Source organism: Ruminococcus sp. RTP21484sp1_RTP21277st1_D2_RTP21277_210401 (genome assembly GCF_040924225.1).
GTDB classification, from domain to species: domain Bacteria; phylum Bacillota; class Clostridia; order Lachnospirales; family Lachnospiraceae; genus Blautia_A; species Blautia_A faecis.
On the sequence record NZ_JBCOMJ010000031.1, the window covers coordinates 12,683 to 38,515 of the forward strand.

Sequence of the window (25,833 nt, forward strand, 5' to 3'; positions counted from 1 at the left end):
AAATTTATCAAAGGAGATCCACTATGAATTTCGGACATTTTGATGACGTCAATAAAGAATATGTTATTACAACACCAGATACCCCGTTGCCATGGATCAATTACCTTGGCTCCCAGGATTTCTTCACACTGATTTCCAACACCTGCGGCGGCTACAGCTTCTATAAAGATGCAAAGCTGCTCCGTATCACTCGTTACCGCTACAATAACATCCCGGTAGATTCCAACGGAAAATACTACTATATCAAAGATGGGGATACCGTATGGAATCCAGGTGCAATGCCAACCCGCACTCCTCTTGATGTTTATGAGTGCCGCCATGGACTTGGCTACAGCCGTTTCCACAGTGAGAAAAACGGCCTGGCAGCTGATCTTCTTGCATTCGTCCCTGTTGACACAGCCTGCGAGATCAACAAACTGACTCTGCGAAACAATTCAGATAAAGTGAAAGAGATTTCGTTATTTTCATATGTAGAATTCTGCCTCTGGAATGCTGTGGACGACATGACCAACTACCAGCGAAACTTAAGCACCGGTGAAGTTGAGATCATCGGCAGCACCATTTACCATAAGACCGAATACCGCGAACGACGCAATCACTACAGCTTTTTCACTGTAAATACTCCTGTAGACGGTTTTGACACCAGCCGTGATGAGTTCTTAGGACTTGGCCGCGGCAACAATGCTCCAATCGTTGTAGAGGAAGGCAAGAGCCACAATTCTGTTGCCAGCGGATGGTATCCCATTGCCAGCCAGCAGATCAATGTTTCTCTGGCACCTGGTGAAGAAAAAGAATATGTTTTCCTTCTTGGCTATTGTGAAAACCCAAAAGACGACAAATGGGAAGCTTTAAACGTGATCAAAAAAGAGCCTGCTAAGAAGATCATGGAGAAATTCGAAACTTCCGAACAGGTAAATGAAGCTTTCGCCATCCTGAATACTTACTGGGATGATCTTCTCTCCCGCTATCATGTAGAGAGTAAGGATCCTCACGTAAACCGTATGGCAAATATCTGGAACCAGTACCAGTGTATGGTAACCTTCAACATGTCCCGTTCCGCTTCTTACTATGAATCCGGAACCGGCCGTGGAATGGGCTTCCGTGATTCCTGCCAGGATCTTCTTGGATTTGTACATCTGATCCCGGAGCGTGCAAGAGAACGAATCCTTGACATTGCTGCAACCCAGTTCGAAGATGGAAGTGCTTATCATCAGTACCAGCCGCTTACCAAGCAGGGCAACCTGGATATCGGAAGCGGATTTAACGATGATCCGCTGTGGCTGATTGCCGCTGTGGCCGCTTACTTAAAGGAAACTGGAGATTATTCCATTCTGGATGAAATGGTTGCTTTTGACTGCCATATGGAAAAAGCAGCTCCTCTTTTTGAGCATCTCCGCCGTTCCTTCGAATACAGCCGCACCCATCTTGGACCACACAAGCTTCCTCTCATCGGACGTGCTGACTGGAACGACTGTCTGAACCTGAACTGCTTTTCCAATGAGCCTGGTGAATCCTTCCAGACCACAGGACCATCTGAGGGACCAGTTGCAGAATCTGTATTTATTGCAGGTATGTATGTAAAATATGGAAATGAGTTTGCAGAGATCTGCAGACGTGTTGGAAAAGAGGAGGACGCTGCTATCGCGCAGAAAGCTGTTGAAGAAATGTACCAGGCAGTCCTTGACGCTGGCTGGGATGGAGAATGGTTCCTTCGTGCTTATGACGCCACCTCTCAGAAGGTTGGTTCCCACGAATGCGAAGAGGGACAGATTTTCATTGAACCGCAGGGCTTCTGTATCATTGCTGGCATTGGCGTGAAAGAAGGTCTGGCAAAAAAAGCTCTTGATTCTGTAAAAGAGCGCCTGGATACCAAATATGGTATTATGCTTCACCAGCCGGCTTACACCAGATATTACCTGAACCTTGGTGAAATTTCTTCCTACCCGCCAGGATACAAAGAAAATGCCGGAATCTTCTGCCATAACAATCCATGGATTTCCATTGCCGAAACTGTTATCGGAAGAGGAAACCGTGCTTTTGAAATTTATAAAAAGACCTGCCCGTCTTATATTGAAAACATTAGCGAAATCCATCGTACAGAACCTTATGTTTATTCCCAGATGATCGCAGGACGTGACGCAGCCCGCCACGGTGAGGCAAAGAACAGCTGGCTTACCGGAACAGCCGCATGGACTTTCGTGAACCTCTCCCAGGCAATCCTGGGTGTGCAGCCATCCTATGACGGCCTTTCCATTGATCCGTGTATTCCGGAGGGCTTCGGTGACTTCACCCTCACCCGCCGCTTCCGCGGTGCCACCTATTACTTCGACGTTAAGAATCCGAATAATGTGGAAAAGGGTGTAGCTTACCTGGAGGTTGATGGCAGACATGTGGATGGAAATGTGGTACCTGTTGAGGATGGAAAGACAGAGTATCATGTGACAGTGCATATGGAATAAAAATAAATATTACTAATTTTAGCAAGAGCCCCCGGAACCGAAATTCCGAGGGCTCTTGTCTTCCTATCTGTTTTATTTCTCGTAAAGCGGATGAATTTCTTTCTTATACGCATATCGTATAAACACAAAGCAGATCACTCCTGAGAACACCTCTGCAATGGGAAAGGACCACCAGCAGGCTCCAAGACCACCAGCTTTTGACAGGATAAATGCAGCTGGAAGCAGCACTACCAGCTGACGCAGCACAGACACCGCAAGGCTTAAAAAACCATGTCCCAGTGCCTGAAACACAGAAGATGCAACCACAGAAAATCCTGCGATCAGAAAGCTGAGACTGATGGTACGAAGTGCCGGGATACCGATTGCCATCATGTCGTCAGAGGCGCTGAAAATTCCCAGAAGGCTTCCCGGAAACAGCTGAAATACAGCGAAACCAGCAAGCATAATACATACTCCGTAAATAATACTCAGCTTAATTGCTTTCGTAATACGTTTCGGTTTTCTGGCACCATAGTTGTAAGCAACAATGGGAACCATTCCATTATTCAGTCCAAACACTGGCATAAAAATAAAGCTCTGCAGCTTGAAATACACGCCAAATACCGCCGTTGCAGTAGAAGTAAAGCCCATCAGGATCTTATTCATTCCGAATGTCATAACAGAACCAACAGACGCCATAATAATAGATGGGAAGCCTACACTGTAAATGCTGCGGATCACATCACCGGAAATCTTATATTTCACAAGAGAAATATGAAGCTCTTTATTCAGCTTCATATTCACGATCACACCTGCAATTGCTGCAATGATCTGTCCGGTAACAGTGGCAAGGGCTGCTCCTGTTACTTCCATTCTTGGAAATCCAAATAAACCAAAAATCATGATTGGATCCAGAATAATATTGATAATAGCGCCAAGAAGCTGTGTTGCCATGGAATAAACCGTCTTCCCTGTAGACTGCAGAAGCTTCTCGCAGGTCAGCTGGATAAACAGGCCGAAGGACATAATTCCGATCACTCTGACATAATCCACACCATATTCCATGATCTGTGGATCCGTAGTCTGCACCCTGAAAAAAGCAGGTGCAAAAAATCCACAAACAATTGCAAATCCAATAAAGCTGAAAATTGCAAGATAAATACCGTTATTTGCAGCACTGTTGGCATACTCCTGCTTTTTCTCCCCAAGAGAGCGCGACACCAGCGCATTGATACCAACACCAGTACCGGTTCCCACTGCAATCATCAGGTTCTGCACCGGAAACGCAAGTGAAACTGCAGTAAGTGCACTCTCACTTAATTTCGCCACAAACATACTGTCCACAATATTATAAAGTGCCTGGACAAGCATGGAAATCATCATCGGTACAGACATGGTGAGCAGAAGCTTTGCCACTGGCATCACACCCATTTTATTTTCCTGAACTTTTACTTCTTTTTCCAAAAACAATCCCCTCTCTTCTGTAATTAAACCTTTTCGTTTACGGTTCACTCCGTGACCAGTAACCCTTTTTGTTCTGTCGCCTTCTTTTTTAGAGCGTGTTTGAAAAAGATTTTCTGCAAGATATGCATCACAATTTGTAGGAAATTTTGTCCAGATGGGACGTCGCAACGGGCTACGCAGACCAAATTCAGGCAAAATATACTGCAAAGCAAGGCATGCAGATTGCGGGAATGATTTTTCAAACCTGCTCCAGGCCAGTCCTCTTATTGTATATAAGTACATGCCGAATGTCAATATAAGGGTGGATTTATCTGAGAAATTATGCTATCCTTATTACTGTTTACTGGTAACGTTCCGTGAGCAGTAAATCTGTCCTTTTTTCGATTGATATTTATCCAACAGGATTCAAAACTGAAACACCAGATATACACAATATCTTATTTTTATAAAACGGAGGATTTTTCTTATGGAAAGACACAGCTTTGCTATGGAAATCAAAAAAGGGAAAAAAAATGAATACCGCCAGATATTAGGAGAGATCTGGCCAGATCTGACTGCATTTCTGGATCAGGAAAAGGTACATAATTTCAGCATCTGGAACTGTGATTCCCTGATTTTCGGATATTACGAAACAGACGAAAATAACGAATTTTCAGAAGAGAAAAAAGCCAGCATCCAGGCTCTCACTTCCAGAATTGACCACACCTTCACCTGGATCTCCACCCCTGGCGAAAACATGCGTCTGATGTACCACAATTTCGGTGTTGTCCGCGAAAACAAAGAGCTGATCCGCCACAGAATGTTCATGACCAGACTGAAACCTGATTGCGAGGAAGAATATAAGGCAAGACATGACGGACTGGTTGCCGCGAGAGAGGGCAGAATTGACCCGGGTCCTGACAGCAACTTCAGCATCTGGAGCGCAGGCGGATATATTTTCGGCTACGACGAGATCGACACCACTATGGAGACTGAAGAAACACCGGAAGCCCATGAAGCTACCGTTGCCTGGGAAACCCGTCAACTTGGCATCATGGACTGGATCACCAATGACTGCGACTGGCTCACAGGAACAGTCCACTCTGCAAGTGTAAGACTAGCATGGCATATAGGGAAATAAAATCATAATATGCCAAAACCCTCAATGATTTTCAAAGATCATTGAGGGTTTTTCTTGTACAGATCATATTTCAATTCTTTTCTGAGAATCTCCAATTCTTCGCCAGTCCTTATGGTTCTCATTTCCAGATAGACCCAGTCGTCTACAATATGACCAATAACCGGAGTATCCAGTTTCCGTAAGCGATCACTGATTTCCTGAGCGGAAAATCCACTTCCATTCAGGCTTCTTATCTGCAATGCAGCTCCAGGCAGTGTTTTTCCAGGTGTAGTACCACCGCCAACAGGATTTCGTGTAGAGGTTACTGCAAGTTCATATTCAGAATCATCGGCCAACAGTTCACTCATAAGCCATAATGCATTCCGCTTAAGTTTTTCTGCACTTCGACTCATCATATCATAAACCGGAATCTCTTTCTCCAGCTGACCTTCATCCAGATAAATACTTACCGTCTTATCCAGCGCCGCAGCTGTAAACTTATCGATCCGCAGCGCCCGCATGAGAGGATGCCGGGAAATCTTTTCGATCAAATCTTTACGTCCTGCCAATATTCCCGCCTGTGGCCCGCCCAGAAGTTTATCGCCACTGAAAGATACAATATCTGCGCCTTTCTTCAAAAGCTCCTGTACGGTCTTTTCAGGCTCGATTCCATAAAAGGCAATATCCACAAGGCTTCCGCTTCCAAGATCCACCAGAAGGGGAATTCCGCGGTTATGTGCTGTTTCTGCAAGTTCCGCAAGCTCTGCTTCATGGGTAAAACCGGTAATCTGATAGTTGCTGGTATGCACTTTCAGAAAAGCAGCTGTATTCTCTGTCACTGCATTTTCGTAATCCTCCAGATAAGTCCGGTTGGTAGTCCCCACTTCCACAAGCATCGTTCCACTCTGGCTGCATACATCCGGAATCCGGAACTTCCCTCCAATCTCCACAAGTTCTCCTCTGGAAACCACGGTTTCTCCTCCAGATGCCAGCGCCGTCAGCATGATCAACACTGCTGCCGCGTTATTATTCACTGCAATGGCAGCCTCAGCCCCAGTCAGTTTACAGAGATTTTCAGCAAAATGATCATATCTGCTTCCTCTCTTCCCATTTTCCAGATTCATTTCCAGATTAGTATATCCGGTCATCAAAGGTATAAGCTCAGACACAAGTCTGTCCCCAAGGGGCGCTCTTCCCAGATTTGTGTGAAGGATCACACCGGTAGCATTGATCACCCGCTGCATCTGCCTCTGGCTTCTGCACGCAAGCAGTCTCTTCATTTCCTGCAAAACATACTCTGTATAATCTAATGTTGTCTCAGACAAAACCTTCCGATCAGACAGCTTTACTGGTAAGCCATCCTTCTGGTCTGATAGTCCAGATATATCCAGGAACACAGCTGGCTTTTCTTCCGCCAAAATCTGCTGACGCATGGCATCCCGCAGCTGCTCTTCCACCTTTCTGGCAGCTTCCAGTACTGCACGATACCCATACTGTTCCGTCAGTTCTTTCGTCAGTTCCATTCCCATAAGCCTGTCAATTTTGGGTAGTCTGCGAAACAATTCCTTTCTCCTGTTCAGAAAGCTTTCCTCTTCTTTTTCTTTATGGACTTTCGAAACATGCAGCTTCCTGTCACCTTTATCCATTATTTTTCTGTGCCTCAATCTGCTCCGCCAGATCATTCAGATACACCCAGCGATCCATTTTCTCTTCCAGCTGCTTCTCCGCCGCCTCTTTATCTGCCATAATCTCACGAAGCTTCACGGAATTGGTGGCATTTGCCATCATATCATTCTCCAGCCTGGCAATTTTCTTTTCAAGTCTGGCTATATCCTCATCAATAACAGCATATTCCCGTTCTTCTTTATAAGTAAATTTCAGTTTTTCAGACTTCTGTCCCTGCTTCCAGTCTTTTCTGGTAGGTTTTTTCCCTTCATCCTCTGTACTGTTATTTCCGGAAGCTGCTTTATCCGACAAACTGCTGCCGGTCCCGGCACCAATTTCACTGCTTCCAGTCCCATATTTCCGCGCTTTCGCCTCCGCATAATCTGTATAACCACCCTCATACTGGGTCAGTTTTCCATTCCCTTCAAAGGCAAAAATGCGGTCCACCACGTCATCCAGGAAATAACGGTCGTGGGATACCGTAATCACAATTCCCGAAAATGTAGAAAGATAATCTTCGAGAATTGTCAGTGTCGGAATGTCCAGATCATTACTTGGCTCATCCAGAAGAAGTACATTTGGCGCCTCCATCAGTACCTTCAGGAGATACAGACGTCTCTTCTCTCCTCCTGACAGCTTGGCTACCGGTGTATACTGCATTGCAGAATCAAAAAGAAAACGCTCCAGCATCATAGAGGCACTGATCTTTCCATCACGGGTAGGAATAAACTCTGCCACATCACGGATATAATCAATCACACGCTGGTTTCCATCCATGTCCGGTACCTCCTGGGCGAAGTAACCGATCTTGATCGTCTCCCCGATCTCCACAGTACCAGAATCCGGTTCCACCATTCCGTCAATAATACGGATCAAGGTGGATTTTCCGCATCCATTTGGCCCGATAATTCCAAGTCTCTGGTTTCTCAGCACAATATAGTCAAAATCCTCCAGGATCACCTTATCGCCATAGCTTTTGGAAATATGATGAAGCTCTACTGTCTTTTTCCCCATTCTGGTCTCTACAGAGTCCATCTGCACATCCGTCTCCTGAACAGGCGCCTTGCCATTTTTTAACGCTTCCAAACGCTCCAGACGGGCGCGCTGCTTGGTGCTTCTTGCACGGCAGCCACGCTTCGCCCATTCCAGCTCCATACGGAGAATGCTCTGTCTCTTTCTCTCAGAAGCCAGCTCCATCTCTTCTCTTTGTGCTTTTAATTCCAGAAATCCTGAATAATTGGCATCATAGGAATATACTTTTCCATGACTGATTTCCAGAATTTTATTGGTAACTTTGTCAAGGAAATAACGGTCATGCGTAACCATGATCACAACGCCTTTAAACCGGTTCAGATAATCCTCCAGCCAGGTTACCATCTCGTTATCCAGATGGTTGGTAGGCTCATCCAGAATCAGCACATCAGAAGGGTTTACCAGAGTTCTGGCCAGAGCTACACGCTTCTTCTGTCCACCAGAAAGCTGCTCCACAGGGACATCATGTTCTGTAATCCCCAGCTTATTCAAAATATTTCTGGCCTCACTTTCCGTGCTCCAGTCCTTCTGCCATTTCCCATCAGCCACATAGTCCTGTACAATGGCACCCTTTGGAAAATCTGGCATCTGAGGCAGATAGGTGATACGAAGGCCATTCTGGGAAATCACCTGTCCCTCATCTGTCTCCTCTTCCCCTGCAATGATTTTCAGCAGAGTACTTTTTCCAGTTCCATTGATTCCAATGATTCCGATTTTATCCCCATCATGGATTCCATAGGAAATATCATCAAAAATCTTTTTATCTCCAAAAATCTTGCTTACATGTTCAATGTTCAGTACATTCATAAAAACCATAACTCCTTTTTCACCATCCACTGGCATTTATTTCAGTATTTTCCGCCTCTGTCAGTTTCTTTTTTTCTCAAAACCATGGATCCAGTCTGATTTCAGATAAAAAATCAAAAACAGAATGGAGCTTAATGACCAGGTCAGTGGATAAGCCCAGAATACAGTCTGGATCACCGGATGCAGCTTCACAGCGATGGTTATATAAGTCACACGGATCACGCACCAGCAGCCCAGCATAACAAACATGGGCACCGTAGCTCTTCCCGCTCCACGCATAAGTCCTGCAATGCAATGGGAAAAGGCAAGCAGAAAATAGAACAGAGTAATGATATGTGCTTCTTTCACTCCGAAAGCAATCACTTTCGGATCATTGTTAAAAGCGGCAATAAATACCGGGCTTGCAAAATACACAATAATTCCCACGATCTCTGCCATCGAAATACTGCAGAGGATACCAATACGGGCTCCTTTTTTTGCCCTGTCATATTTCTTTGCGCCCAGATTCTGACTGATAAATGTGGTCAGTCCCATAGAAAAACAGGTAATAGGCAGAAAACCAAATCCCTCAACCTTGGAATATGCCCCGCATCCAGCAACAGCCAGCTTGCCGAAGCTGTTGATATTAGACTGCACTACCACGTTTGCAATGGCGATCACGGAATTCTGGATGCCAGCAGGAAGACCGTTGGATACGATCTGTTTCAGCATATAGGAGTCCAGGCGAACATCCCTAAGGGAAACCGTATACTCCTCCGGGCTTTTTTTCATCAGACGGTACAGACACAAAAATGCGCTCATAAACTGGGAAATGATAGTGGCAAGAGCTGCGCCCTCCACACCCATTCCAAATCCACCTACAAAAACCATGTCCAGAGCCACATTCAAAAGTGATGAAAAAATCAGGTAATACAATGGATGGCGGCTGTCTCCCACTGCCTGCATAATGCCTACAAAATTGTTATAAAGAACCAGCCCCAGGGATCCCATGGCATATACCTGGAAATACAGGGTGGATTTCGGCAAAATATCTGCTGGTGTTTTCATAAGGATCAGAATCTTTGGTGCAAGCACAACACCGCCAGCTGTAAGAAGTATACCGCACAGAATACCAAAAGCCACCGTGGTATGAATCGCCCTGTGAAGCTCCTTCTTCTGCCTTGCGCCAAAATATCTCGCTATGATAACGCCTGCTCCCATAGCAAGACCCTGAAAAAATCCTACCAGCAGAAATGTAAGACTGCCGGATGAACTTACCGCAGCCAGTGCATCACTTCCCAGAAAGTTTCCCACGATCAGAGAATCTGCTGTATTGTACAGCTGCTGGAACAGGTTTCCCAGAAAAAGCGGGAACGCAAATCCCATCAGTTTCTTCCAGATAGACCCCTCTGTCAGCAGATTTTTGTTTTGTGAATTATTCATCTTTTCCCCTCCATCAATCCTTTTTATCGTAACATACCACACCTGCTTTTTCAATCGTAAGTTGCGATATGCTGTCCACTCCACCCCCTGCAAGCGTGTTTCTCTTCACTCCATTCATGGCAACACGTTTCGCGTTACACAAAACTCATGCATCCGCAAGATTTCACGCTCAGATTCTCGTTTTTTCTGTGAACTTTGTTCGCAAAAACACCTCGCGGAACATTACCAGTGAACAGTAATGTTGCGGAACGGGTTTTCACAAATCCAATTGCAAACGTCCATATTTCGTGTATAATAAGACATATCATTATAATTATTTTTTCATACTTTTCGTAAATTTAAGGAGGACATATATTTGAAAAATCTGGAAACCATTTGGAGCAAAGCGGCTGCCCGGGGACAGACTCTGAAAGAATATCCTCGTCCAGGTATGGTACGCCGTCACTGGATCAATCTGAACGGGATGTGGGACTACCTGATCACTGACAGCCGTATTCTTCCATGGCAATTTTACGAAAGCGAATATTTCCCCTTTGACGGACAGATTTTGGTGCCCTTTTCACCTGAAGCGCCTCTTTCCCAGGTAAAGCGCCAGCTTTTGCCAGATGAAACCTTATGGTATTCCCGTACCATCCAGTTGCCAGAGAACTGCCTGGATACAGAAAGTCAGCGGCTTCTTCTGCATTTTGGAGCTGTAGATCAGATCTGCAGCGTGTACATTAACGGAAAGTTCGTCAGCTATCACAAGGGCGGCTACCTTCCATTTACCACAGATATTACAGACTTTATCACAGAAGATCTCACAGTCTCTATCCTCATAAGTGTCCACGACTTCAGTGACACCTCCTATCATGCCAGAGGCAAACAGCAGCTGAAACGCGGCGGTATGTTCTATACTGCCCAGAGCGGGATATGGCAGACTGTATGGATGGAGATCGTACCGAACGAATACATAAGAGATGTGCGTGTTACCCCGGATTGGGACAATGGTCTGGTCCGGATGCGCATCCGCGTATCCTCCCCATCCTTGACTGAAAATGCATCTCCTGCCCATATAAGTCACACGGCAGCGGATCAGACAGATTCTCAGGAAACCATTTTGGCTTTTTCACCTGACAGGCAGAATTCATCCAATGTGATCTGTAAGGTTTACCCACCTGTTTTTCTCGAAGCAGACGGACTTAACGATACATTATGCCAGGATGAAATAACTGCCGCCGCAATCCGTCCCGGAAAAGGAGCCACCCTCTCCATCCCGGAAAATATGCAGAAGTCCTGGACTCCCAAAGAGCCGTGGCTTTACCCCTATTCCCTGGAATATGGCAAAGACCGGGTTCTTGGATATTTCGCACTCCGCAAATGTGACGTACAGATAGCTGACGATGGCTATCCACGCTTTTTCCTGAACGATCAGCCATATTTTCAGAGCGGCGTGCTGGATCAGGGCTACTGGCCAGACGGGCTTTATACAGCACCTTCCGACGAAGCTTTCATCTACGATATTCGTGCAATGAAAGATCTTGGCTTTAACATGCTCCGCAAGCATGGCAAAATCGAAGCAGACCGCTGGTATTTCCACTGTGACCGCATGGGAATGCTGGTATGGCAGGATATGCCTAACGGCGGTTCTTCCTACCATCACTGGTTTGTCACCTATCTGGCCACATTATTAAACTGGATGCGCATTCCAGTAAAAGACCTCCACGCCCGCCTGCTCTCCCGCACAGATGAATTCGGCCGTCAGGAATACATTGACGATATCCGGGATATGGTCAGGACACTGTATAATCATCCTTCCATTGTCACATGGGTACCTTTCAACGAAGGATGGGGACAATTTTCCACCAAAAAAGTCACAGATTTTATTCACCGTCTGGATCCTTCCCGCCTGGTAGATTCTGCCAGTGGATGGTTTGATCAGGGCTGTGGTGATATTAACAGTCTCCATTATTATTTTCTTGGACTTCCAGTACCAGAATCAGACCGCGTACTTGCTTTATCTGAATTTGGAGGTTACTCTCTTCGCCTGCAAGAGCACAGTGCCTGTAAAAATATTTACGGATATAAGAAATTTACCACCAGCGAGGCGCTTACCGACGGCTTCTCCAGGTTGATGGAAAACACTATCGTACCTTCTGTAAAAAAAGGATACTCTGCAACTGTTTTCACGCAGCTTTCTGATATTGAAGAAGAAACCAACGGACTGATCACTTACGATCGTAAAAAGATTAAAATGAATCCGTTGATTGTACAGAAATGGAATACGAAGCTGAAGAAATCTTTACACAACTAACTGTTAAACGCATATTTATCTGATGAAACAAAAAAACAGAAGCCATGCAGTCTTTTTCCATATACTGCATAGCTTCTGTTTTGTTTTCTTAAGCGCCAGCTTCAGAATTTATTTCCAGCTGACATTTACGTTTCGCATTTAAATTAGTTATTACTGCTGATTCCATTTACAGCAATTAGTTTGCTGCTTCCTCGTCAGCTGCCGCATCGGTCTCAGCCTCTGCATCTTCCACATTGTCTTCTGTCTTGATCAGAGAAACGAAAAGTGTCTCAGCGATAGGCTGAACATCATCAGATTTCGGTCCGATCTGAACATTGTACATCATTCCCTCAGCATCCTCCAGGAAAGCGATTCCGTATGTACTTTCAGTCTCGAAGGAAACTGCATAGAGTCCGTTAATGCAAACCTTCTCAACATCTTCATACTCTGTAGCCAGCTCATCAGCCATGGAATACAGATCATACTCTGTTCCAACATCTGTAGCGGTCACTACCATGTTCACGCCTTCTTCAGAATCCGGATCCTGTGCCTGGAACATAACACCGTCTGCAGCATCTTCATCTGAAATTTCCAGAACATCCCAGTTGCTTGGTACATAGAGATCGAAGCCTGGCTCAAAAGATAACCATGTTCCTTCATATGCAGCTTCATCAAGCATGTCCATTGTTAATTCTGTAATCTCATCATCTGCAGCCTCAGTATCTTCTGCTGCATCTGCCTCTGCCCACACAGGAGCAGAAAATCCGGTTACCATTGCTGCGGCACATAACATAGCCATAACTTTTTTCCAGTTTTTCATTTTTCTACCTCACTTTTATCATATTTTGTGATATTATATAGAGGACCTTAAAAGCTTACAATACTTTCTAACGCCTCATCACCTTGAGATTACTATATCCGATTTATTTAAAAAAAACAATATACATGGGATGAAATGACACTTTCAGTGATATTTTGATTTACTGCAGGTTTTCATTCTTTTGGAGGATTTCAGCATTGAACATTGCAATAATTGATGATGTGCAGCAGGATCTTGATGCACTTGCAGAAGCTACCCGGGAACATTATGACCAAAGACAGATATCTATCCAATTACATACCTTCTCTTCACTTGAAGACTTCTGGAACAGCTATTCTCCCGGCAGTTATGACCTGATTTTTCTTGATATCTACATAAAGCAGGCCAATGGTATGGACTTGGCCGCCCAGCTTCGGGAAAAAGGCGACTCCTGCGCTCTTATTTTTGTTACCAGCAGCGATGCTTTTGCGGTTGCCAGTTACGACGTGCAGGCAGCTTATTATCTTCTGAAGCCTCTTGATACAAACAAGCTCACAAAGGTATTGGACTCCATTCAGATCAAGCGTGTACAGGATACACGATATATAGAGGTGATCTGCGATCGTACCCTTCTGCGTGTTCCTGTAAAAACCATTTTATATGCAGACACCTTTCACAATGCTGTCCAGCTTCACACAGACGCAGGAGTTCTGCGCACATACCTGACTTTCCAGAAATTCGAGGAACTGATTCACGATCTCCCCTGTTTTCTCTCCTGCTACTGCGGCTGTCTTGTGAATATGGACCGCATTCACAAAACCCTGGAGGAGGGCTTTCTTCTGGACAACCAGGAAACCGTCCAGATCCGTAAACGGGGAGCTAACGCAATCAAGAAGGAATATCTGAATTATCTTTTCTCATAATACAAAAGTCTGCACAACTGGTTGCGCAGACTTTTTATGTGGAAGAAAGACCCGGCAAAATTTCTCAGCCTGTCAGCCGGCTTTGTCCGAAAGCCGTAAATCCATATCTTCCAGTGGAATAAACACATTCGCCCGGAATATACCGTTTCTGGCAGAAAAGTCGGCATATCCACCATATTTCTCTGCTGTTTTGGAAACAGAAGCAATTCCAATTCCCTGCCCGCTGTGACTTGTGGAATAAAAAGCTGCCCCATTTCTCTGCACTTCTCCTGCATAGGTGTTTTCAATATTGATCAGAAGTTTTCCCATTTTTACTTTGCAGATGCAATTTACATAAGCCTCATCCGCGTTCTCTTCTTTTTGCACTGCTCTCACCGCATTTTCCATCAGATTACCAAAAATCCTGCAGATATCCAGATCAGAAATTTTCATTTTCTCTGGAACCTCTACTGAATATCTGTACTTTATACCTTTTTGCTCCAGCTGTGACGCATAGTAATGTAAGATTGCATCCACAGACATGTTCTTGCAATAGCATACTGGTGTCTGCATTTTTTCGGTGCTCTCCTGTGCAAACTGATGAAAATACGCTTTCAGTTCTTCATAATGTTCCTGTTCCAGCAGAATGGAAGCAGTACGGATATACTGTCTGAAGTCATGTCTTGTACGGCTTGCCTCTTCCAGTGCATCAGTTAACTTCTCATAATGCTCCTTTTGCATAAGCAGACGCAATTCCATCTGTCTGGACTGTTCTTCATAGATCAGCCGCATCCGATAGCCTTCTGTCAGTTCTCTCCAGAGAAACATTCCAAATATACCTGTCAAAATGATGCCGCCCCATTCCGGAAACCAGCCGCCAATAATCGGATCATACAAAGACCATATGCGGTCTGCTGCCAGAGATACTGCGTAAATTACGGTTCCTGCAAGAAGAGAAATGCCCTGCATCCCTTCCGTATAGAAAAACGCAGTTAAAACAAGGCATACAGCGGTAAACCATTTCAGCACCTCTGTTGCCGCTGAAATACCATAAGAAAGAGCTGCGGTCTCCATTCCCCCTGCAAAAATCCCTGCAAGTGTAACCCCAAGACCTGCCACAGCTGTAGCAAGAACCCCCCATACCATCCACTTATACTTTTGCCCGGTGATCTCATATTCCAGCAAAAGCATTGCCGGAAAAGCGAGAAAATAGAACAGCATTTCAACAGAGAACCAGGGCTGTACTCTTAGCGCCAGGTATGTATGCAAAAGGGGATAGCAGGTATACCCGAGCACACAAAGGCATACTCCTGCAAAAAGTACATTTGCCCTGCATCTGGTTTTAAAAAATGCCCATACGGAAAACGCCAGAACCAGAATGATCAAGGTAAATACAGAGGAATTGATAAACACCGAAATTCCCCTTATGGTGTTTATTTTTAAAGGATTTCCAAAAACAGGTACACTCTGGATTCCCGGCGAAGCAGAGCTTTTATCTGTCACTGCAATCAGAATTTCTAATGAAATATTGGCCTTGAAGGTAAGCATTCTGTTCTGAGTCCGTTCCACATAATGTTCCGGGTCCGGATTTCCCATCTGTCCGACCAGAACACCATCCACATACAAACTATATGCTGAAAAAATTTCCGGCAGATACAAACCATATGTATGCTGCTCAGCGGGAAGCATGATTTTTAACCGATATGTACCACTTCCATACGGACTTCTCCCACTGTTTCCAAGTTCCATTCCACCATATTCCCCAATAGAAATATAACGAAAATAATATTTATCCAGATCATCCTCCGGCGTAAGAAGTGCATCCGGATAATATTCCCATTCTCTGGACAAATAATAGACAGGAAAGCTCTCATAGGAGCCATCTGCATACAAAAGTCCGTGTATGGCTTTTTCCTCTCTTGTCATATATTTGTTATTTGAACAATACAACACGTAAAAAAACATAAAGGATAGAATCATGGTTATGATTACAGTTCCCCACAGCAGCTTCCTTCCTTTTTTATTTGCTTTGTTCTCCTTCACCCCGTTCCCCCTTTCGGAGCTTTTTGCCGCGTCTCATTGGTATATTCCATAACAATATTAACAAAATTACAATTATTATAACAATTGAAGCCGTTTTTTTATGTTGACTGTTAAGATTCTCATCTGAATTCGCTTTCTGGTTTTTGACATCTTCCGAAAGAAGTTCCTCAACCTGTTCTGACAGCTTTTCTTCCCCTGAGTCCGCCGCATTTTCCAGACTGTCTCCTTCCGGATCATCCTCTTCTGTGTTTCCACCATTCTCTGTCTGATTTTGTGGTTGCTCTTCCACTGTATAATCTCCGGTTTTATCAATGGGAATCACCTCAGCGTTCTGTGCATCATTTACCGAACCTGTATAGGAGTTACCTTCTTCGTCTGTCAGCATAGTCTGAGAGTCACGGTTCGCATACGGAATCTCCACGGTAGCTCCTGGAATATCTGTAACAGCTTCTCCGTTTTTGGAAATTTTTACAGAAACATCACTTCCCACCCAGGAAATGTCTGTCTCAATCTGATCCTCCGCTTTTATATTCCAGTCTTTTACCACTTCCACAGGAACCCTTACCAGCACTCCGTCTCCTTCAAAAGGAATCAGCTTTACACCATTCTTCATAAGATCCAGCAGCCTGTTTCCTACAAGGATGGCGGAAGTATCCGTTACCCGCTCCGTTTCATTGTCAATATCCGGAAGCTCTTTGCCATCCCTGTCTGCATAGTTGCGCTTGTACCAGTGCTCATTAGAAATCAGCTCCCCACCATACACAAAAGTATATACCCCGGTACTTCCACCTGGATAGGTTACGTAAATTCCATATTCCCAGCCAGCTTTAAGAACACTTTTTTTCAGATACAGACCCTTTCTGTCAAAATAGAAATTACTTTTGCTTATTTCTTTATCTCCCTTATTTTCCTGCAGATATACCTGCAGATTGTCCAGCTGTTCATCTGTAAAACGGTCTAATATCATAGGAAAAAACAGAGTATCCACGCCAACCACACAGCACGTCTGTACTTCCGGCTGATCCGGGCGCTGAACGGTAATATAAGCAGACGCCCCCGGAACAGTAAGCTCCTGATCCACCGTGCAGCCTTCTGGAGCTGCAAAAGTTCCCGTCACTTTATAAACGCCAGGAGCATTCACATCAACCTGACTGAAATCCCATACCGAAGGCATGATAACAGCCGGATGGGCCGCAGTATCCTCATATTCTTCACAGGTGCTCCCAAAAATATAAAAAGTCTCCTCCAGCTCGGTCCGTACTTCTGCCAGACTCTGCCCCGCCCGCACCGCATATACCATACAGCGCTGCAGGCTCTTTTCGTCAATCTCCTCGCAGGAACGGATAACAGTATCTTTTGATACTGTCCCGCCAATTGTTCCAGGCTGATAACTGAGTATCTCCAGACTTCCATCTGACTGATAGCGGTATTTAAGATTTCTTGTTTTCCCTTCATTATAAACAACTGTCAGTGTATATATATTTTCAGCTATCATACTCTGGCAGGAAAGATACATCCCATCGGTATCCGCAAATCCATATCCTTCCTCGCTTACATTTACCCAGTCCTCTCCTTCTTTTTGAAGCCATATTTCCATCATATCTGGATTCTGCTCTGTGATCCATGGAAAATAGTAAATACCTGCTGAAATCATTCGGGAATACACCTGAATCTCCGGCTGTCCCGGATTCTGTACAGAAATCCATGCTGTCCATTCCGGAAGACCGACATTGCTTGTATATCCTTCCGGAAGTCTCACTGTCCCTGTAATCTTATAGGCTCCCACAGTCTGAATATCAATTCCGGAATAGTCCCAGATTGCATCCAGATAAAGCTCTTCTCCATCTTCTGTATATGCAATGCAGCTCATGCCATCATAAATTTCCTGCAGTTTCTGCAGGCTTCCGCCTTTCAAAACTGCTCCGGCAGGTATGTAGAAAATTCTGGAAAAATCCCTTATTACATTTTCTGCTGCCCTTACTTCCTGCACGCTTTTCCAGGCAAATATGCAAAGCAAAAAGAAAAAAACACTTATCAGACCTTTTAACCTTTTTTTCATTGATTTTCTCCCTTGTCCCAAGCATATAAGATTTCATCATATAATACAAGAAACCTGTGGCGAACCGCAGGTTTCCGTGAAAAATGGGTGTTACTGTTTACTTTATCACAACAACAAGAGCGTGTTTGAAACAGGCTCTAACTTTGCATTGTACCGTAATATGTTTTACATGAATGTCTTACTATCAGAAACAAAACTCCCTGAAAAAATCACATTCTGCATCATTGCACTGGGCAGCATCAATTGTTTTTACATCGCAGTGGAACACGTGACCAAGTTTATTAATCTTATCTCCAAACACACGATATACAAAGGGCACATTGTTCTCCATCAGTTTCTGGACTAATGCAGGTGCCTGTGCTTTCTGATGATCTGCCACGGAAGTCATGCAAAATACAGGAGGATAAACATCTGTAATGCCGTTCAGCACATCAATGCTCTCCAGTTCTTCCTCTGTACCGCCTTCCGGAAGAAGTTCCTTCATGATCAGTGTCGTCATATTGTCTGACCCTTCCCTTTGGATCCTGTACACACCGCAATTTAAAGCAATTGCAGTAAGGGCAAACCCCTCTGGTACAGCAAAATCATATTTGGCAGCATATGCCGGATTCGTGCAGATTGCTGCATAAAGTCCCAGAAGATGAGCTCCTGCAGAATCTCCTACTGCAAAAATACGTTCTGTATCAAAATGGAATCTTCCTGCACGCTTCATCACCCACTTGCATACCAGATTCACATCCTCTAACTGTGCTGGAAATTTGCTCTCAGGAGCCAGACGATATGTAAAGTTTACAACTGCAAATCCTCGCTGCGCAAGACTCATACAATAGTACTGGTATCTTTCTTTATCTCCATACATCCAGGCTCCTCCATGAACGCTGATAATGACCGGAAGGTCTTCTCCCTGTGCCTGCTTCGGTCTGTATACATCCAGCCTCTGCATCTCCCTGTCATCATGTCCATATACAATATTATCCCAACGTTCGATATCTTCCGGGGTATTCATAAGAGCATCGCGCTCATCATCTGCCTTTTTAAATTCTGATCTGATCTTATCGCTTAATTCAGACATTGTAGTTCCTCCAGGTAATGTATTTTTCTGTGAATATTATAAATGAATTATATAGAAAAAACAACAGGAAAGAATCCTGCTTGCTGCATAAAAAAAGAACACCTAATCAACTCAGGTGTTCTTTAAAGATTCGCTATTAGTCTTCAACTTTAACGATCTCTTTTTTGTTATAGCTTCCGCAAGCCTTGCAAACTCTGTGTGGCATCATAAGTGCGCCGCATTTGCTGCATTTTACAAGGTTCGGAGCGCTCATTTTCCAGTTTGCTCTTCTCTTATCGCGTCTTGCTTTGGAAGATTTATTCTTTGGGCAGATGGACATTTCGGTTACACCTCCTTAAATTTACTGAATATATCACTGATAGCTGCCATACGGGGATCCTTAGGCTCCTCGGCACATCCGCAGGGACCATCATTCAGGTTCTTCCCGCATCTGCTGCAAATCCCTTTGCAGTCTTCTTTACATAAGACTTTCAAAGGCCAGCTCATCAGTACCTCAAGATAGACCAAACGGTCCACATCCAGGTCATAGCCGGTGAGATAGCTGCTCTCATCCAGATCATTCACACGTTCTTCATCCGTAAGCTTCATGTCGAGTTTCCTCTTGAATTCAAAAGGAATCCTGGTCCTAACCTCTTCCAGACATCTGTCACATGGAATTCCAACAGTCACAAGACCGCTTCCCTCCAGTTCCAGAACTCTGTCGCCGGTATTCGTAATCGTAAGCTCTACAGGTTCCTTAGCCAGTACTGGAAAGGTTCCCTGCTGGAAGGTGATGGTATCCATCTCAAAAGCAACACTGTAGTGCTGGCTCTTACCCTCGCTGGATGAAATGTCTGATAAATGTATCTGCATAATCGTCTCCCTATTCACACTTAATCAATTATACATACCCTGTCATTATTTGTCAACTTGAATTTTCCCTTATATACAATAATTTTTCAAAAAAATTACAAAAGCTGGCGAAATTTCAGGTGGAATATTAAATCAATTTCCTGTTGCATATAAAATCCTGCCAGAGTGTATGATTCTCTGACAGGATTTATGCATTTCTATAAAGTAATGCAGTATTACCGCAAAGCAGCCTGCCTCTCAGCAACTGACTTTGCCATGTACTGCTGATCACACTGCAGCTAATTATTTTACAAGTGCTACCGTATCACGGCAGATTGCAAGCTCCTCGTTAGTCGGGATAACTGCAACCTTTACCTTGGAGTCAGCACCGGAAATAACAACTTCCTCGCCCATAGCCTCATTAGCCTTAGCATCAATTGTAACACCAAGGAATCCAAGATAAGAGCAGACTTTCTCACGAATCATGCCAACATTCTCACCGATACCAGCTGTAAACACGATTGCATCAACACCGTTCATAGCAGCTACATATCCACCTACATATTTCGCAATGCCATAGCAGAGAACTTCGATTGCATTCTTAGCATCCTCGTTGCCCTCAGCGGCTGCGGCTCTAAGGTCACGCATATCACTGGAAACACCGGACATACCCTGAAGACCGGATTTCTTATTGAGAACATTCATAACACCTGCAAGATCCAGGTTCTCTTTCTTTGCAATGTACTCAACGATAGCCGGATCAATGCTTCCGGAACGTGTACCCATTACAACACCTTCAAGAGGAGTAAGACCCATTGTAGTATCTACGCATTTGCCATTCTGTACAGCACTGATGGAAGAACCGTTTCCAAGGTGGCAAACGATAACCTTGGAGTTATCTTTGTCAAGGCCAAGGAACTCAACAGCACGTTTGGATACGAAGCTGTGGGAGGTTCCGTGGAAGCCGTATCTTCTTACTTTGTAGTTCTTGTAGTACTCGATCGGAAGTCCGTACAAATATGCTTTTGCAGGCATTGTCTGATGGAATGCGGTATCAAATACACCTACCTGAGGTACGTTTGGCATAAGCTCGGAGCATACGCGGATACCGATCAGGTTTGCCGGGTTGTGAAGCGGTGCAAGATCGTTGCACTCTTCTACTGCTTTGATCATCTCATCTGTGATGATAGCGGAAGAAGCGAATCTCTCGCCGCCGTGTACGATACGGTGACCAATTGCATTAACCTCTGCAAGGCTCTTGATCGCGCCTGTTTTCTCATTTGTAAGAGCTTCCAGAACCATCTGGATGGCTTCTTTATGAGTCGGCATGGAAGCCTCTGTGATCTCTTTGTCATTTCCGGCTTTCTGGTATACCAGTCTTCCGTCAATTCCGATTCTCTCGCAAAGTCCTTTTGCAAGAACAGCTTCTGTGTCGGAATCGATCAACTGGTATTTTAAAGAAGAACTACCGCAGTTAATTACCAATACATTCATTTTTTTACTCTCCTGTTTACATGATTATGTATTACCTGACACCAGATATTTTATTCCTCTGGTATCTCTTCAAGGGCATGTGCCCTCAATCACAATACGATTCAGCCCTTTTCAGACTAATTCCAAATTAGTCCTGAGCCTGGCACTGTACGGATGTGATAGCTACAACACCAACGATATCGTCAGCGGAGCATCCACGGGACAGGTCATTTACAGGTTTTGCGATACCCTGGGTGATAGGTCCGTAAGCTTCTGCTTTTGCAAGACGCTGAGCCAGCTTGTATCCGATGTTTCCTGCATCAAGGTCTGGGAAGATCAGGACGTTAGCCTTACCTGCAACCGGGCTTCCTGGAGCTTTGGAAGCACCTACGCTTGGAACGATAGCTGCATCAAGCTGGAACTCTCCGTCAAGTGCAAGGTCTGGATTCTGCTCTTTCGCGATCTTGGTAGCCTCAACAACTTTATCAACATCTGCATGTTTCGCACTTCCCTTAGTAGAATGGGAAAGCATAGCTACTACAGGCTCTTCCTGTACAAGAAGCTTGAATGACTCAGCAGAAGAAGCTGCGATTGCTGCAAGTTCTTCTGGATTCGGGTTCTGGTTCAGACCGGAATCACCGAATACGAATGCACCGTTAGCGCCGTACTCGCAATCCGGAACGATGATCAGGAAGAATGCGGAAACAAGCTTGGTACCTGGTTTTGTCTTCAGGATCTGAAGGCATGGTCTTAAGGTATCAGCTGTAGAGTGGCAAGCTCCGGAAACCATACCGTCTGCATCGCCCATCTTAACCATCATAACACCATAATACAGATACTGGTTCAGAAGGATCTCCTTAGCCTGCTCTGGTGTCATGCCTTTTTTCTGTCTTAACTCTACTAATTTGTCAATATATCCCTGAGTCTTCTCAGATGTTGCAGGATCTACGATCTGTGCACCGGAAATGTCGAAGCCGCCTTCAGCTGCGCTCTTCTTAACTGCTTCCTCATTACCAACAAGTACAAGCTTAGCAATTCCCTCTTTTAAAATTTTGTCTGCTGCTTCAAGAGTTCTCATGTCCTCTGTCTCTGGCAGTACGATTGTCTTAATGCTGGATTTTGCTCTTTCTTTGATTACATCAATAAATCCCATGATTAAATGGCTCCTTTCATTTGTTACAGTAATCCTCTGGGAACTGGCATAAGTATCCATTCCCCATTCAGTAACTTAACCTCATTATACGCCACCCCGCCTTGTATTTCAAGCTTTTCAATGTTAGAATATGGAAGAACAACGTATTTTTTGAGGTGCAATTTTATGAAAACAGCCGGAATTATTGCAGAATATAATCCATTCCATACAGGACATGAATATCAGATAAACTATATAAAAGAAAAACTAAGGACAGACTATATAGTTATCGCCATGAGTGGTGATTTCGTACAAAGAGGAACCCCTGCTCTTTTTTCAAAATATGTACGTGCAGAAATGGCTCTTCAAAGCGGCGCAGACCTGGTTCTGGAGCTGCCGGTTTCCATTTCTTCTGCCAGTGCAGAGTTATTTGCCAGAGGAGGCGTACAGCTTCTGGATGGACTTGGGGTTACAGATATACTTTGTTTCGGAAGTGAATGCGGTGATACGGATGCGCTTATGGAGCTGGCCAAAATCCTGGCAGAGGAGCCGGAAGCTTTTCAGGACGCCCTTCGCCGGAATCTGAAAGACGGAATGACTTTTCCAAAGGCCAGAAGCATGGCTCTCTCTGCAGTTTTTCCCGAAGCAGAAAAATACCAGCAATTGCTCTCTTCCCCCAATAATATTCTGGGAATTGAATACTGTAAAGCTATTCTACGGGAAAACAGCTCTATTTCACCGGTTTCCATTAAACGGAAAGGAAATGATTATCACGAAAATACTCTGTCTGAAAATCACTTTCCTTCTGCTTCTGCTATTCGAAATGCCATTTTGAATTTCAATGCTCCACCCATAGGGAACTCGTCCAATACCGAGCATTCCCACTGCTTTTTATCTGAATCACCAGAAACCTCAATACAGACTTTTGCGTTTCTTGCTGATATGGCAAAAAAATTTTTACCAGCAAATTCCCTGGAACTATTTTTACAGGCAATTTCCGGAAATCGTTTTCTTCTGGAAAACGATCTGGACACGCTTTACCGTTACTGTCTTCTTCAGGAAACAGAAGAAAGCCTGTGCACATACCTGGACATGTCCCATGCTCTTGCCAGAAGGATTCTCTCCTGCCGGGATCAGTATGAAACCTTTTCCCAGTTTGCCAACCTTCTGAAAACCAAGGAGATCACACAAACCAGGATCCAGAGAGCACTGCTTCACATGCTTCTTCATATTCAGAGTGTGCCCGCGCAGATTCCCTATGCCCGGGTTCTGGGATTTCGAAAAAACAATTCTGCGCTTCTGGGCAAAATAAAAAAATGTGGCAGCATTCCTCTGCTTACCAAACTGCCGGATGCTGCCGCAGTGCTTGAAAACGCACCACAAGCTATGGATTTACTAAACGAAACAACTTTCGCATCCAATCTTTACGAAAGCATTCTGGCACAAAAAAACAGTACTTCTTATGTTCATGAATACAGACAACAAATTATTATTGTATAATATTCTCAACTGCATAAAGAGCCCCGGCTACTGCAATTCCGTACAATAGCCAGGGCTCACTTTTATCCATTTCGTCTTACTCAATCTTACTCATTAGAAAGAAGAATGCGGTCATTATCCAGCTTCTTTCCTGCTCCAACTTTAAACTTGTCAAGCAGCCCTTCCACAGTAAGACCTTTTTTCTCCTCTTCCTTGATATCCAGAACAATATCACCGGAATCCATCATCAGAATACGATTTCCAAGTTCCAGTGCAGACTGCATATTGTGGGTGATCATCAGACAGGTCAGATGATGTTCTTCCACGATCCTGCTGGTCAGGTTCAGCACCTTCTCGGCTGTTCCCGGATCAAGAGCTGCTGTATGCTCATCCAGAAGAAGCAGTTTCGGTGGATTCATAGTTGCCATCAAAAGAGTAAGTGCCTGTCTCTGACCGCCTGAAAGAAGTCCCACCGGATGGTTCATGCGGTCTTCAAGGCCAATATCCAGAAGTGCAAGCTGTTCACGAAAACGCTGTTTATCACTTTTGGAAATACGGGAAAGCCAGCCTCCCTGACCTGCAGCAAGCGCAAGGTTCTCCAGAATCGTCATTCCAGGAGCAGTTCCCCGCATCGGATCCTGATACAGTCTTCCAATATTTTTTGCTCTGGCATGCTGTGGCAGAAATGTAATATCCTCTCCATCCAGAACAATAGATCCGGAATCTGTGAGAAAATCCCCACAGATGGCATTGAACATAGTAGATTTACCAGCTCCGTTGGAACCGATAATTGTTGCAAAATCGCCTTTTTCAAGATGCAGAGACAAATCTCTGATTGCCACTTTTTCATTTACTGTTCCCGGATTAAAGGTTTTGGAAATATGTGAAAGCTTTAACATGGATCAGATTCCTCCCTTCTTGTGCGTCATTCTTCTTTTCAGCTGCGGCCACTGTCGTTTCAGATAAGGGCCGGAAATTGCCAGAATAACAATCACAGAAGATACCAGTTTCAGCATAAACGCCGGCATATTAAATCTTAAAGCCACCGTATAAACCAGTCGGAAAACAAAAGAACCCAATACCATTCCCACAGCTCTTACAAAAATTCCGCCTTTTCCAAGAATTGTTCCTCCGATCAGAAGGGATGCAAGCGCAATGGTAACCATTCCCTGACCAATGTTAATGTCCACAGATTTCTGGGACTGGGAAAGAAGGCATCCGGACAGTGCTGTAAAAGAGTTTGCAATACAAAGTCCGATAATCGTTGTAAATACCGGGTTGATAGACGACGACTTCACCATATCTGCATTATTTCCTGTAGCACGGATTGCAAGGCCAAGTCGTGTCTTTAAAAATACCACCAGAAAAGCAACCACTGCTGCTACTGCGATCAGCGCAACAATTATATCTGTTCTTCCCTTCAGAGGGGTATCTTCCAGAACATCCTTCATCATGGAAAACACCGTATCTGTACGGTTCATGTTGATCAGGGAAGAGCCTCCCATCACTGCTATGTTAATCGAATACAATCCTGTATTCACAATAATTCCCGCAAGCAGACTGTCTACTCCCATTTTTGTCTGCAAAAATCCGGTTACAAAACCAGAACAGATTCCGGCAAGCATTGCTGCTAGTATTGATAAAAAAGGATGTCCGCTGACCGCCACAGCGGCTCCTACAGCGGCTCCTAATGTAAAGCAGCCGTCTGTAGAAAGGTCGCAGACATTCAACATGGAATAACTTAAAAACAATGCAAGGACAGTCAGGGAACAGATCAGTCCAAGTTTCAGGGCAGTTTCTCCTAAGGAGAGTGCAGTAGCCAGTGTCACAATCATTTCCTCCGG

20 protein-coding genes and 1 pseudogene are annotated in these 25,833 nt (G+C 44.5%); 6 read left to right on the plus strand and 15 right to left on the minus strand.

What is annotated here, in order from left to right:
* The first annotated feature begins 23 nt into the window (after positions 1-23).
* The gene (locus tag AB5706_RS17850) at positions 24-2,459 is read left to right on the plus strand and encodes a GH36-type glycosyl hydrolase domain-containing protein (protein ID WP_368366235.1); all 2,436 of its coding nucleotides are present in this window, start codon (positions 24-26) and stop codon (positions 2,457-2,459) included.
* Positions 2,460-2,531: 72 nt separating this feature from the next.
* Here AB5706_RS17850 and AB5706_RS17855 read toward each other — a convergent pair whose 3' ends face one another.
* Together AB5706_RS17855 and AB5706_RS23235 are read right to left on the minus strand one after the other, a co-directional pair.
* Complete coding sequence (locus tag AB5706_RS17855) at positions 2,532-3,869, minus strand: MATE family efflux transporter (RefSeq protein ID WP_173715596.1); 1,338 nt, start codon at positions 3,867-3,869, stop codon at positions 2,532-2,534.
* Positions 3,870-3,995: 126 nt separating this feature from the next.
* Positions 3,996-4,097 (minus strand): annotated as a pseudogene (locus AB5706_RS23235) (DUF6783 domain-containing protein); the annotation flags it as partial.
* On the opposite strand from AB5706_RS23235, the gene AB5706_RS23240 reads away from it, so the two are divergent.
* Entirely contained in the window at positions 4,049-4,201 is a 153-nt protein-coding gene (locus AB5706_RS23240) for a DUF6783 domain-containing protein (protein ID WP_472515491.1), read from the plus strand. The pseudogene AB5706_RS23235 and the gene AB5706_RS23240 overlap by 49 nt on opposite strands.
* A 167-nt stretch (positions 4,202-4,368) precedes the next feature.
* The gene (locus AB5706_RS17875; RefSeq protein WP_118580077.1) at positions 4,369-5,022 is read left to right on the plus strand and encodes an L-rhamnose mutarotase; all 654 of its coding nucleotides are present in this window, start codon (positions 4,369-4,371) and stop codon (positions 5,020-5,022) included.
* A gap of 38 nt (positions 5,023-5,060) precedes the next feature.
* Here the strand turns inward: AB5706_RS17875 and selA are convergent, their stop codons facing one another.
* The 3 genes from selA to AB5706_RS17890 form a co-directional block, all read right to left on the minus strand.
* Positions 5,061-6,563 carry an L-seryl-tRNA(Sec) selenium transferase gene (gene selA, locus AB5706_RS17880; RefSeq protein ID WP_368366236.1) on the minus strand — a complete coding sequence of 501 codons (1,503 nt, stop codon included), beginning with the start codon at positions 6,561-6,563 and terminating at the stop codon, positions 5,061-5,063.
* A gap of 76 nt (positions 6,564-6,639) precedes the next feature.
* Complete coding sequence (locus tag AB5706_RS17885; protein WP_368366237.1) at positions 6,640-8,505, minus strand: ABC-F family ATP-binding cassette domain-containing protein; 1,866 nt, start codon at positions 8,503-8,505, stop codon at positions 6,640-6,642.
* Positions 8,506-8,565: 60 nt separating this feature from the next.
* Positions 8,566-9,927 carry an MATE family efflux transporter gene (locus tag AB5706_RS17890; RefSeq protein WP_173718941.1) on the minus strand — a complete coding sequence of 454 codons (1,362 nt, stop codon included), beginning with the start codon at positions 9,925-9,927 and terminating at the stop codon, positions 8,566-8,568.
* 355 nt (positions 9,928-10,282) lie between these two features.
* On the opposite strand from AB5706_RS17890, the gene AB5706_RS17895 reads away from it, so the two are divergent.
* Entirely contained in the window at positions 10,283-12,220 is a 1,938-nt protein-coding gene (locus tag AB5706_RS17895) for a glycoside hydrolase family 2 protein (protein WP_295260285.1), read from the plus strand.
* Positions 12,221-12,395: 175 nt separating this feature from the next.
* On the opposite strand, the gene AB5706_RS17900 is transcribed toward AB5706_RS17895, so the two are convergent.
* Positions 12,396-13,019, minus strand: coding sequence for a hypothetical protein (locus AB5706_RS17900; RefSeq protein ID WP_226814787.1), 624 nt, complete (start codon positions 13,017-13,019; stop codon positions 12,396-12,398).
* A gap of 197 nt (positions 13,020-13,216) precedes the next feature.
* Between AB5706_RS17900 and AB5706_RS17905 the strand changes: the two genes are divergently transcribed.
* Positions 13,217-13,921: a LytR/AlgR family response regulator transcription factor gene (locus tag AB5706_RS17905; RefSeq protein WP_368366238.1), complete on the plus strand. Its 705-nt coding sequence runs from the start codon at positions 13,217-13,219 to the stop codon at positions 13,919-13,921.
* 72 nt (positions 13,922-13,993) lie between these two features.
* Here the strand turns inward: AB5706_RS17905 and AB5706_RS17910 are convergent, their stop codons facing one another.
* The 7 genes from AB5706_RS17910 to pta form a co-directional block, all read right to left on the minus strand.
* Complete coding sequence (locus tag AB5706_RS17910; RefSeq protein ID WP_368366239.1) at positions 13,994-15,943, minus strand: GHKL domain-containing protein; 1,950 nt, start codon at positions 15,941-15,943, stop codon at positions 13,994-13,996.
* Positions 15,921-18,002 carry a hypothetical protein gene (locus AB5706_RS17915; RefSeq protein ID WP_368366240.1) on the minus strand — a complete coding sequence of 694 codons (2,082 nt, stop codon included), beginning with the start codon at positions 18,000-18,002 and terminating at the stop codon, positions 15,921-15,923. The genes AB5706_RS17910 and AB5706_RS17915 overlap by 23 nt, the downstream gene beginning before the upstream one ends.
* 184 nt (positions 18,003-18,186) lie before the next feature.
* Positions 18,187-19,074, minus strand: coding sequence for an alpha/beta hydrolase (locus AB5706_RS17920; protein ID WP_195391949.1), 888 nt, complete (start codon positions 19,072-19,074; stop codon positions 18,187-18,189).
* A gap of 136 nt (positions 19,075-19,210) precedes the next feature.
* Positions 19,211-19,393 (minus strand): 50S ribosomal protein L32, encoded by a 183-nt coding sequence (rpmF, locus tag AB5706_RS17925; RefSeq protein ID WP_077610953.1) that lies wholly within the window; start codon positions 19,391-19,393, stop codon positions 19,211-19,213.
* Between the two features lie 5 nt (positions 19,394-19,398).
* The gene (locus AB5706_RS17930) at positions 19,399-19,926 is read right to left on the minus strand and encodes a YceD family protein (protein WP_118580053.1); all 528 of its coding nucleotides are present in this window, start codon (positions 19,924-19,926) and stop codon (positions 19,399-19,401) included.
* A 282-nt stretch (positions 19,927-20,208) separates the two neighbouring features.
* Positions 20,209-21,399: an acetate/propionate family kinase gene (locus AB5706_RS17935; protein WP_368366241.1), complete on the minus strand. Its 1,191-nt coding sequence runs from the start codon at positions 21,397-21,399 to the stop codon at positions 20,209-20,211.
* 127 nt (positions 21,400-21,526) lie between these two features.
* Positions 21,527-22,531 (minus strand): phosphate acetyltransferase, encoded by a 1,005-nt coding sequence (gene pta, locus AB5706_RS17940; protein ID WP_117853900.1) that lies wholly within the window; start codon positions 22,529-22,531, stop codon positions 21,527-21,529.
* Between the two features lie 165 nt (positions 22,532-22,696).
* Between pta and AB5706_RS17945 the strand changes: the two genes are divergently transcribed.
* Positions 22,697-24,010 carry a nucleotidyltransferase family protein gene (locus tag AB5706_RS17945; protein ID WP_368366242.1) on the plus strand — a complete coding sequence of 438 codons (1,314 nt, stop codon included), beginning with the start codon at positions 22,697-22,699 and terminating at the stop codon, positions 24,008-24,010.
* Positions 24,011-24,096: 86 nt separating this feature from the next.
* Here AB5706_RS17945 and AB5706_RS17950 read toward each other — a convergent pair whose 3' ends face one another.
* The gene (locus tag AB5706_RS17950) at positions 24,097-24,888 is read right to left on the minus strand and encodes an ABC transporter ATP-binding protein (protein ID WP_173715484.1); all 792 of its coding nucleotides are present in this window, start codon (positions 24,886-24,888) and stop codon (positions 24,097-24,099) included.
* Between the two features lie 3 nt (positions 24,889-24,891).
* Positions 24,892-25,824, minus strand: coding sequence for an ABC transporter permease (locus AB5706_RS17955; RefSeq protein WP_173772400.1), 933 nt, complete (start codon positions 25,822-25,824; stop codon positions 24,892-24,894).
* Positions 25,825-25,833 lie beyond the last annotated feature (9 nt).